Source organism: Zemynaea arenosa, from assembly GCF_004614185.1.
Taxonomy (GTDB): domain Bacteria; phylum Pseudomonadota; class Gammaproteobacteria; order Burkholderiales; family Burkholderiaceae_D; genus Telluria; species Telluria arenosa.
Genome location: NZ_SPVF01000019.1, coordinates 1 through 11,114 on the forward strand (window position 1 = coordinate 1; position 11,114 = coordinate 11,114).

The 11,114-nt window shown below is 67.6% G+C and carries 6 protein-coding genes; 5 read left to right on the plus strand and 1 reads right to left on the minus strand.

The window, feature by feature from the left end:
* A partial coding sequence (locus tag E4L96_RS01530) for a hypothetical protein (RefSeq protein WP_135205482.1) occupies positions 1-213 on the minus strand: 213 nt, incomplete at its 3' end.
* A 444-nt stretch (positions 214-657) separates the two neighbouring features.
* Between E4L96_RS01530 and E4L96_RS01535 the strand changes: the two genes are divergently transcribed.
* From E4L96_RS01535 to E4L96_RS01555, 5 genes are all read left to right on the plus strand, one after another.
* Entirely contained in the window at positions 658-2,487 is a 1,830-nt protein-coding gene (locus E4L96_RS01535; RefSeq protein ID WP_229414181.1) for a glycoside hydrolase family 13 protein, read from the plus strand.
* 5 nt (positions 2,488-2,492) lie between these two features.
* On the plus strand, positions 2,493-4,805 hold the full coding sequence (locus E4L96_RS01540; protein WP_135205483.1) for an amylo-alpha-1,6-glucosidase: 2,313 nt from the start codon (positions 2,493-2,495) through the stop codon (positions 4,803-4,805).
* Positions 4,802-7,723: an MGH1-like glycoside hydrolase domain-containing protein gene (locus tag E4L96_RS01545; protein WP_135205484.1), complete on the plus strand. Its 2,922-nt coding sequence runs from the start codon at positions 4,802-4,804 to the stop codon at positions 7,721-7,723. Before E4L96_RS01540 ends, E4L96_RS01545 begins: the two co-directional genes overlap by 4 nt.
* Before the next feature lie 2 nt (positions 7,724-7,725).
* A complete protein-coding gene (locus E4L96_RS01550; RefSeq protein WP_135205485.1) occupies positions 7,726-8,811 on the plus strand; it encodes an alpha/beta hydrolase in 1,086 nt (361 codons plus the stop codon).
* 147 nt (positions 8,812-8,958) lie between these two features.
* Positions 8,959-11,043, plus strand: a complete 2,085-nt coding sequence (locus tag E4L96_RS01555) for a S9 family peptidase (protein WP_135205486.1) — start codon at positions 8,959-8,961, stop codon at positions 11,041-11,043.
* The last annotated feature ends 71 nt before the right edge of the window (positions 11,044-11,114 follow it).

The following is an 11,114-nucleotide window of genomic DNA, read 5'->3' on the forward strand; positions in this document are numbered from 1 at the left end:
GTTCTGGCCTTGCGGCGCGGGCGACGGCTGGGCGGCCGGCGCGGCCTGCTGGTCGGCGGTGGCCGGCGCTTGCGCTGCCTGGTCCGCTTGCTGTGCATAAACCGGCGCTGCCATCGCCGACAGCAGCACGGCGCAGCCTGCTGCGACCGGGCTCAGACGGAAAGCGCGGCGCTGCTCGCCGGCTTGTTCGCCTTTGTACGCGAAAATCTTCATGTGTCCCCTCGATTGATTGATCAGTTCTTAGAACGCCAGTTCATCAGAACTACAGATTTATCCCGCTCTTCGCACCGCACGATTTCTCGCGGGACCCAGTGTGTAAACGCTCTTTCAGACGTTTCCGTAGTAAATTTTGTACTAAAACTAGATGCACTGTCAACGAGAGTCGGCCCAAGGCGGCTTTTTGTGGCTTTTTCGCCGACCAAGCCATTCCTGAAGCGGTTTGACCGCCACGCATTGTTGTTCCGTAGCTACAGATTGCAGGTGAAGCATTTGTAGTACGACTACAAAATACTCCAATTTGTGCAGAAAAAAAGCTTTCTGCACCATATTGGTGCAATCTGAGCGGAGTGGCGGAAGTTTGAGCTTGTGGTGTCAAACCGGTATGCTTCCAGTCGCACAACAACCCGGCCGTAGCAGAACTACGGCGATGGAGACCTCATGATGCCCCGCCTGCTCGCTGCCCTGCTCGCCTCTCTTCCCCTCTCTGTTTTGGCCCAGGCGCTGGACCGCGTCGAGCCGCCGTTTTGGTGGGCCGGCATGAAGGACACCCACCTGCAGCTGATGGTCCACGGGCAGGACATCGCCACCCTGGCGCCGCGCATCGCCTACCCCGGCGTGACCCTGCGCAGCGTGACGCAGGTGTCCAACCGCAACTACGTGTTCATCGACCTGGACGTCACCCCTGAGGCCAAGCCGGGCGCCTTCGATATCCGCTTCGAAGGCAAGCGCGCACTCACTTACCGCTACCAGCTGCTGGCGCGCCAGCCCGGCTCGGCCGAGCGCCAGGGTTTCAGCCCGCGCGACGCTATTTATCAGGTGATGCCAGACCGCTGGGCCAACGGCGACCCGTCCAATGACACCGTGCCCGGCATGCCGGACAAATTCAGCCGGGTGGACGGCGGCCGCCACGGCGGCGACATCCAGGGCATGATCGACCACCTGGGCTATATCGAGCAGCTTGGCTTCACCCAGCTGTGGCCCACGCCGCTGGTCGAGAACAACATGCCGGGCTACAGCTACCACGGCTACGCGGCCACGGACTTCTACAAGATCGACGCGCGCTACGGCCGCAACGAGGACTACGTGCGCCTGTCCTCCGAGGCGCGCAAGCATGGCATCGGCATCATCCAGGACGTGGTGCTCAACCACATCGGTTCGGGCCACTGGTGGATGCGCGACATGCCGATGCCGGACTGGCTGAACTATGGCGGCAAGTTCGTGCCGACCGGGCACCAGCGCATGACGCTGCAGGACCCGTACGCGTCCCGGCAGGACAGCGCCAACTTCACCCAGGGCTGGTTCGTGCAGTCGATGCCCGATATGAACCAGGCCAACCCGCTGGTCGCCAACTACCTCACCCAGAACAGCATCTGGTGGATCGAGTACGCGGGTCTCGCGGGCCTGCGCATCGACACCTTCAGCTATTCGGACCCGCGCTTCCTCAGCGAGTACACACGCCGCATCACGCAGGAGTACCCGCACCTGAACATGGTGGGCGAGGAATGGAGCAAGTACCCGACCGTGGTGGCGCGCTGGCAGCAGGACAAGCAGAACTTCGACGGCTACCGCGCGTACATGCCCAGCATGATGGACTTCCCGCTCAACGAAGCGGTGCGCACCTCGCTCGGCGAAGCGAAGGAGAGCCTGACGCCGATGTACGAAGTGCTGTCCATGGACTACCTCTATCCGCACCCGGAGCAGCTGGTGCTCTTCGAGGGTAACCACGACATGGCGCGCACCTTCAGCGTGCTGCACGTGGATGTCGGCCTGTGGAAGATGGCGATGATCCACCTGATGACGGCTCCGCGCATCCCGCAGTTCTACTATGGCAGCGAGATCCTCATGACCAGTGCCACCGGGGAGCGCAACGACAACAGCTACCGGCACGACTTCCCCGGCGGCTGGGCGGGCGATGCGGTCAACGCCTTCACGGGGGCCGGTCTCACGCCGCGCCAGCGCGAGGCGCAGGAGTTCATCCGCAAGCTGACCACCTGGCGCAAGACCGCCACCGCGGTGCATGGCGGGCGCACCACGCACTTCGCGCCGGAGAACAATACCTATGTGATGTTCCGTTGGGACGAAAAGCACAAGCTCATGGTCGCCTTCAACAAGAACGACAAGGCGGTGGCGCTGCCGCTGGCGCGCTTTGGTGAGATGCTCGGCGGCGTGCGCGCCGGGACCGACGTCCTGACCGGCCAGCGCCATGAACTGACACGCGAGCTTCAACTTCCGGCAAAATCGGCACTTATCCTCGACCTCACCCAATAAGACCAATGACACTCAAGGCACTGGCGCTCACGCTGGCGCTGGCGGCGGCCCTCGGATGCGCCTCCGCGGGCGCGCAGGCCGGCAGCGTTCCGCCCATCGACACCTTCTTCGCCGGGATGGCGATCACCGTCAAGCCCGGCCAGCAGCAGCGCTTTGTCGCCGGCGACAATCTCGACGGCTACTTCGACGCCTTCACCCAATCCTACGACCGCGGCGCCGGCTACGTGATGCGCAAGGGGACCTGGCTGCGCACCTACGTCAGCTACGTTGGCCTGCAGGCCAACGACCGCACCAGGTCGCAGGAATCGGTCTACCCGTGGGGCCACCGCGTGGCCTACCGCAACGGCGCCACCGAGGAGCTGGCGGTGCTCTCGCATCACCACGCGCTGGCCCTGCGTGTCTCGGCGCGCAAGGACGCCAGCCTCGCGCTGCAGCCGGTGCTGACCGACGCCACCCTGCCGGGCGTGCGCCTGCCCAGCGAGCGCCCGGAGCGCAAGGAGGCCGCCATCACTTTCGCCAACGGCGCCATGGCGCTGGTGTCCGACCAGCCGTTCGAGGTCGAGGAAGGCCTGCTGCTGCGCGCCGCCGCGCCCACGCGCGCCTTCACCGTGATCGCCGCCTTCGCGCCCACGGCTGAAGAAGCGTTGCAGGAGGCCCGCGCGCTGATGCAGGGCGACCCGATCGCCGCCGAGCGCGAAAAAGTTTACGCGGACCTGACCCGCAGCTACCTCGCCACCAGCGACGCCACTTACAACAAGGCCCTCAACTGGGCCAAGGCCGCAAGCCGCGCGTTCGAGGTCGAGGAATTCGGCCAGGGCATCTGGGCCGGACTGCCCTGGTTCCGCGACAACTGGGGCCGCGACACCTTCATCGCGCTGCCGGGCACCCTGCTCGTCTCGGGCAAGTTCGACGCGGCCAAGGCGGTGCTGGCCAACTTTGCGCGCTACCAGAACCTGGTGGAAGGCGACCGGAATTACGGCCGCATTCCCAACCGCGTGTCCGCCGACACGGCCATCATCTACAACACCGTAGACGGCACGCCGTGGATGCTGCGCGAAGCGGTCGAGTACATCCGCTACACCGGCGACCAGCAGTTCGCCGCCGAGATGTACAAGCTGGCCGTCCCCTACTTCAAGGGCGCCATGGCCAATTTCATGGACGCGCAAAAGCTCCTGACCCACGACGACGCGGACACCTGGATGGACGCGCGCATCGAAGGCAACCTGCCGTGGTCCGCGCGCGGCCCGCGCGCCGTCGAGATCCAGGCGCTGTGGTACACGGCCCTGCAAGATGGCGCCTGGCTGGCCCGCCAGGCCGGCGACGAAGCGCATGCCAGGGAGTGGGAAGACACGGCCACGCAGGTGCGCGCGAACTTCCTCAAGCTGTTCTGGGACGGCCAGGCAATGGCCGACCGCCTGCGCGCGGACGGCAGCCGCGATCTCAAGCTGCGTCCCAACCAGCTGATGCTGATCTCGATCCCCAACGACGACTTCGTGCCGCCCGAGGTCCAGGCGCGCATCACGAAGAACGCCGTCTCCGGCCTGCTCTACCCCTATGGCATCGCGTCGCTGAGCCAGGACGACCCGTACTTCCACCCGCGCCACGAGAATCCGTCCTTCCACCACAAGGATGCGGCCTACCACAACGGCACCGTGTGGGACTGGAACGCGGGCTTCACCGTCACGGCGCTGGACAAATTCGGCTACCAGGACCTGGCCTGGAAGCTCACGCAGAACCTGGGGACCCAGATCCTGACCCTCGGCACCCTGGGCAACATGAGCGAACTGCTGGACGCGCTGCCGCCGCTGAAGCCTTCGGGCACGTTCGCGCAATCGTGGAGCGTGGCCGAATATGCGCGCAATGCCTACCAGGACTACGTCGGCTTCCGCCCCGACCTTCCCGCCAACACGCTGCGCTTCGCGCCCGCGGTGCCGGCCCAGTGGAAGACCTTCACGGCCCTGCTGCCGTTCGGCCAGGGCGAGGACGTCGCGATCGACTACGCACGCGGTCAGTGGCGCATGACGCTGCACGGCAGCGCCGCGCGGCAGGTGCAGTTCGACTATCTCAACGCCGACAAGAGCCGTTCGCGTGTCACGTTTGAACTGGCACCCGGCAAGAGCGCCATGTTCGCACTCAAGAAAGGCAAGCCGCAGCTGGACGGCAAGCCGCTGGACGCCCAGCCCGCGCTGCCCTCCTTCGCCAGCGAAATCGGCACGCTGCGCTTCGTCACGCCCAAAGCCTACCGCCCCGCCGACTTCCCGATGCTGAAAGGCCGGGACGTCCTCAAGGGCATCATCGAACGGAACGAATTCCGATGAAACCACAGTCGCTCTTCCTGGCTCTGTTCCTGGCATTCGGTACCGTCGGCTCCGCCGATGCCGCCGATGCCCCACCGCTCCCGCGCGACATCTACGTGCGCGGCGGCTTCAATGGCTGGGGCACCGACCACGTGCTGCGCTACCAGGGCAAGGGCGTGTACGAGGCGCTGGTGGAAATCGGCCCGGGCTACCACGGCTTCAAGATCGGTTCGAAGGACTGGGCGGATGAGTGGGTGATCAACCCCACCGCCAGCGTGGACGTCAAGCCGGGCACGGACTACCAGCTAGCCACCCAGGCGGGCGCGGAGGACCACCTGTTCTCCAAAACGACGGCGCTGTACCGCTTCACCGTCGACGCCTCCCAGCCCGGCGCGCCGGTGCTGCGCATTGCGCGCCTGGAGGCGCCCGCGCAAAAGGCCACCGACCCGCACCCGGCCGGGCGTTCCGTCACCACGCTGGAATACCCGACCTGGGACGGCAGGAAGGAGCAAGTGCGCTTCAGCGCCGATAACGCCATCCTGCGCGGCTACATCCAGTCGACCACCATGCAGCTGCGCGACCCCGGTCCGCAGTTCGTACGCTACCAGGAGTACGCCGATCTGCCGCGCGTGCGCTCGGGGAACACGGCCTTCGACGCCCTGTTCGCACTCGCCACTCACGAGATGAAGCAGGACTCGGTCAGCCGCATCGCCGACGGCAACTATAACGGCGGCGCGCCCGTCCCCTGCGAATGCTTCGAGACCGGCGAGAAGTGGCACTACGTGTGGACGCGCGACCTGTCGTACGCCGCCAACCTCGGGCTGGCGATGCTGGACCCGGCCCGCGTGCGCAACTCGCTGGACTTCAAGCTGTCAGGCTGGCGCACTGGCATCGTGAAAGCGCCACAGGTTGCGGGCAGCGCGGACGGGCTGCAGATCATCCAGGACACGGGCAGCGGCGGCAGCTGGCCGGTCTCCACCGACCGGGTCTCGTGGGCCTTCGGCGCCGAGGCGGCGCTGGAGAACCTGGCCCCGGCCGAGCGCAAGGCCTTTGTGCCGCGTGCGCTGCAGGCGCTGGTCAACACCATCGAGAACGACCGCGTGGCGGCCTTCGATGCGGTCACGGGCCTGTACACGGGCGAAGAGTCCTTCCTCGACTGGCGCGAGCAGTCCTACGCCGCGTGGATCGTCGACGATATCGCCAGCATGGCTTCGTCCAAGGCGCTGTCCACCAACGTGGCGCACTACAAGGCGCTGACGCTGGCCTCCGCGCTGGCGCGCGAGACCGGCGACAGCGCGCACGCCCAGAAGTACGCGCAATGGGCCGCGCAGCTCAAGGAGGCCATCAACACCGAGCTGTGGCTGGCCGACGCGGGCCTGTACAGCAGCCTGACCGGCCCGCACTTCAACGGCGCGCCGATGTACAAGTTCGACTGGCTGGGCCAGGCGCTGGCCATCGTCACGGGCGTGGCGGACGACGAGCAGGCCGCGCAGATCCTGGCGCATTACCCGCATGGACCGATAGGCCCACCGGTGATCTATCCACAGCAGCCGGACCGCGCGGTCTATCACAACCGCGCCATCTGGCCCTTTGTCACCGCATACGGCCTGCGGGCCGCCGCCATGAGCGGCAATACGGCGGTCGCCGATGCCGCCTACGACTCGCTGATGCGCGGCGCGGCCCTCAACCTGTCCAACATGGAGAACCTGGAGTGGCTGACCGGCCAGCCGCTGCTGCTGGACGAGTATCACCCGAACCTCATCGGCCCGGTCATCAGCTCGCGGCGCCAGCTGTGGTCAGTGGGCGCCTATCTCGGCATGGTGCTCAACCAGGTGTTCGGGGTGCGCACCAGCGCCGACGGCATCGACCTCGATCCCTTCATCACGTCCAGGCTGCGGCGCGAGACTTTCGCTGGCACGAACGAGATCGCACTCGAAAACCTGCGCCTGCACGGCAAGCAGGTGCGGGTCAAGATCAAGCTGCCCGCTCCGTCCAGGCAGGAGGGCTTTTACGAGGTCGCGTCCATCTCCGTCAACGGCGCGCCCACCGGGGACCAGATCGCGTGGGACAAGCTGGGCGCGGACAACACCATCGAAATCGCGCTGGGCGCACTGCAGCCGGGCGACACCGGGATTGCGCGCGTGAACGCGGACCCGTACATGGAAGCGAGCACCGTGTTCGCCCCGCGCGAGCCGATGGTGCGCGACTTTGGCCGCGACAAGGCGGGCCATGTGCACTTCAACATCGCCAGCCTGTCGCCGGGCGCCGTCTTCAACGTGTATCGGGACGGCGAACTGGCTGCGGCCAAGGTACCGGCCGGGCCCTGGTTCGACCCGGCCGCCAGCGCGACCGCGTGCTACACCGTGGAGGCGCACTACCTCAGCTCCGGCAATGCGAGCCACCACAGCGCGCCGCAGTGCGCGGATGCGGGCATCGAGATTGGCGTGACGGACGCGCGCATCAGCGCCAGCATCAAGCCCACCGCGCCGGATGCGCGCTTCGACGCGCCGTCCATCAAGGGATGGGGCAAGCCGTCCGACAGCTTCGCCGTATCCGGGATCACGGTGCCGAAGGCGGGCCAATACGCCGTGCAGGTCCGCTATCACAACGCCGCCAACCAGATCAACCTGGGCATCAGCGGCGGCGTGAAGTGGCTGGCGGTGCGCGACAGCACGGGCCGCGCAGTGGCCCAGGGCGTGATCCAGCTCCCGCATGCGCGGCTGGAAAAGGCTCATACGCCGCTCGTGTATTCGACGCCGCTGATGGCACAGCTCACGCCGGGCCGCGCGTACACGCTGGAGCTGAGTGACTTCTACAACATGAGCTACATGCAGAGCAACGCCACCTTCAGCGCGGCGGGCGGCACGCAGGGGCCATCCAACACCTTTGACATCTACGGCGTGCGCCTGCGCGCCGTCACTCGCACTCAATCGGAGTAAGCATGCGTTCAGCGATTCATGTACTGGCAGCGGTGGCTGCCCTCGCCACTGCCGTTTCGGCCCACGCGACCACGGTCCGCATCCACTACGACGCCAAGGACGGCGACATCCGGGTGGTCGGCACCAAGGGCCCCATGACCTGGGACGCCGCCGCGCCCGCGCGCAAGGAAGCCGACGGTGTCTGGACCTACACCTGGCCCGATAAGCTGGGCGACGTGGAGATGAAGCCCAAGCTCGGCAAGGACAACCTCTCTGTCGGCTCGGCGTACAAGCTGCCCGCTGGCGCGGTGCTGGACATCTACCCTTTCTTCGGTGCGCCCTTCGGCAAGGTCACGCTGGTGCCGGACTTCGCCTCCCCACAGCTGAACAACAAGCGCAATCTGCGCATCTACCTCCCGCCCAGCTACGACGAGAACCGCGCCAAGCGCTACCCGGTGCTCTACATGCACGATGGCCAGAACCTGTTCGATGCCAAGACCGCGGCGTATGGCGCCGAATGGGGCATCGACGAGACGGCAAACGCGCTGATCGCGGGCGGCAAGATGGACGAGGTGATCGTGGTCGGCATCGACAACACGCCGGACCGCATCCCCGAGTACACGCCCTGCTGCGACCCGAAATACGGCGGCGGCAAGATCGACGCCTACATGGACTTCATCGTGGACACGGTCAAACCCTGGGTCGATGCGCACTACCGCACGCTCAAGGGGAAGGACGATACGGCCATCATGGGCTCGTCGCTGGGCGGCATCGCGTCCGTGTACATCGCAGAGAAGCACCCGGAGGTGTTCTCCAAGGCTGGCGGCGTCTCGAGCTCGTTCTGGTGGAACCAGCAGGCGCTGGTCAAGAACGCCAAGGGTTCGGCGCGCCGCGTGCCCGTCAAGTTCTACCTGGACGCGGGCACCAGCAACGACGGCGTCGAGGACACGCGCCTGATGCACGAAGCCATGCGCGGCCAGGGCTACCGCGATGGCGTGGACCTGCTGTACATCGAGGCGGAAGGCGGAAGCCACAACGAGAAGTCGTGGGCCGCGCGGGTCGACCGCCCGCTCCAGTGGTTCTTCCCGTGGGGCTCCACGCGCTACTGACCGTCACCTCCGGCTGACAGATTCTCTTTGCTTTCGCGGCACTTCGCTGTACTATCCGTACTAGTACAGCGAAGCACCGCGACAGCGTGCGCTGTGCTCCCCGGCGCCGCGCATGCGGCGCGCCATTGTCGCGCCAAGGAGAATGCCATGTCCGTCCCGCTGTTCGGGTTCGGCTGGGCGCAGCTGTCGCTGCGTGCCGCCCTGCCCTCGCTTCTGATCCTGATGGCCGCACCCGCCATAGCCGCCGAGCCAGCGCTTCCCCAGCTGGCCGCCGCCGCACAAGCCCTCGCGCCTGCGCGACCGCTGGCCGCACAGGATCTGCAGCGCCGTAGCCCCTTACAGCAGGTGCGCATCGCCCCGGACGGCCGCCTCATCGCCTTCGTGATGGCGGAGGGCCGCACGGCCGCCCTGCGGCTGCTCGACCCGGCCGCCGGCGCCGTGCGTACCTTGCAGACCGGCCTGGCGCGCGCGGAGCTGTCCTGGTCCAACGACAGCCGCTATCTGTTCCTCGACAGCGGCAGCGCCCTCGCGGCGGTGGACACGGGCACCGGCCAGAGCCTGCCCCTGGCCACCTTCGACCGGCGGCGCGGGCAGCAGATGGTTGCGGTGGACGGCGTGCTGCCGCACCATGCGCTGGTCGAGGAGGACGACCACGCGGGCCACTACCGGCTCGAACGCATCGGCCTGGATGGCCAGCGCCAGCTGCTGTACGCCGGGCCGCGCCGGGTGCGCGACCTCCTGCAGGACGAACGCGGCGAGCTGGCCGTCATCAAGACGCAGGACGAGGACTACGCGCAGCACGTGGCGCGCCTGCAGGACGGCCACTGGACCGACGTCCTGCACTGCCAGCGCCTGCGCCCCTGCAGCCTGGTGGCCCTGAGCGCGGACGGCCGCACCTTGACCATGACCGCCGAAGACCAGGGCGACCGCAAGGGCGTCGTCACGATCGATCTGGCGAGCGGGCAGCGGGCGCCGGTCCGCACCGACCCGCGCGGCATCTCGGATCTGCGCGACGTGGTGCTCGCTCCGGCCACCCGCCAGCCCATGCTGGCCGTGTACGGCCTCCCCCGCGTCCACAGCGAGGCGCTGGTACCGGAAGCACGGCGCGCCGCGGCCGCGCTGGCGGAACGCTTCCCGGACACGAACGTCGCCATCGCCCCGGCGCGCGGCCGCTGGCTGTTGACCGAGACCGGCGCCCAGCTCCAGCATCCGCGCTACTGGCTGTTCGACCCCGAGACCGGCACCACCTCCAGCATCCTGGCCGCCGAACGCGCGGCGGGCCAGCCGCTGGACGCCGCGCAGCTGGCGCCCACCGCCCCGATCGACTACACGGCCAGCGACGGCATGCGCCTGCACGGCTACCTCACCCTGCCGCGTGGCGTGCCGGCCGCGCGCGCCCCGCTGCTCACCATGGTCCACGGCGGACCGTGGGGCCACTTCGACGGCGGCTATCACTGGCTCGCGCAGCTGCTGGCAACCCGCGGCTACGCGGTGTTCCAGCCGAACTTCCGCTCCTCCACCGGCTACGGGGCACGCTACATGCTGGCGGCGGGCTCGGATTTCGGCAATGGCCGCGTGCAGCGGGACATCATCGAAGGCGTGCAGTGGCTCACCGCCCACGGCATCGGCGATGCCAAACGGATGGCCATCCTGGGCGATTCCTTCGGTGGCTACTCGACCCTGCTCGCACTGACCTGGACGCCGGAGCTGTTCCGCTTTGGCCTGGCGGCGGTGCCGCCAACCGATTTCGCGCGCACGCTCGGCGCCATGAGCCGGCGCCACGACGAACGCGATGGCGAGGTGCCGTTCGCGGTGCAGGTGCGTGAGCTGGGCATCCACGCGGACGACCCGCAGGCGCTGGCCGCGATCGCTGCAGCGGCGCCCGAACGGCACGCGGGCGCGGTGGTGCGTCCGCTGCTGATCCTGGCCGGCGGCAAGGACGACAAGGTCGATATCGCCGGCGTCACCGGCTACGTGGCACAGCTGGAAAAACTGGAGCGCCCGGTGACCCTGCTGGTCGACCCGGACGAGGGCCACAACGTCAAGGGACCGATGCCGCGCCAGGCCTATGCCTACCTGCTGGAGCGCATGCTGCAGCGCTATCTCGAAGGCCCGCCGCCTACGCCACCCAGCCCGGACCTGCAGGCCTACCTGGCCCGCGTGATCCGCGCCAACCACGCCTTGCCGGACCTGCTGCCCAACGCTGCGCCGCCCGCCGTGGCGGGTCGCTAGTGCGCCGGCACGCCTGCGCCGCTTAGCGGTGCAGGCGGAAGTCGACTGCCGCCGGGCGGCCGTCCAGGTGC

What these genes read in the sequence shown, in the direction of transcription:
- E4L96_RS01535 (WP_229414181.1), top strand. Translation starts at nt 658, where the DNA reads ATGATGCCCCGCCTGCTCGCTGCCCTGCTCGCCTCTCTTCCCCTCTCT.
- E4L96_RS01540 (WP_135205483.1), top strand. Translation starts at nt 2,493, where the DNA reads ATGACACTCAAGGCACTGGCGCTCACGCTGGCGCTGGCGGCGGCCCTC.
- E4L96_RS01545 (WP_135205484.1), top strand. Translation starts at nt 4,802, where the DNA reads ATGAAACCACAGTCGCTCTTCCTGGCTCTGTTCCTGGCATTCGGTACC.
- E4L96_RS01550 (WP_135205485.1), top strand. Translation starts at nt 7,726, where the DNA reads ATGCGTTCAGCGATTCATGTACTGGCAGCGGTGGCTGCCCTCGCCACT.
- E4L96_RS01555 (WP_135205486.1), top strand. Translation starts at nt 8,959, where the DNA reads ATGTCCGTCCCGCTGTTCGGGTTCGGCTGGGCGCAGCTGTCGCTGCGT.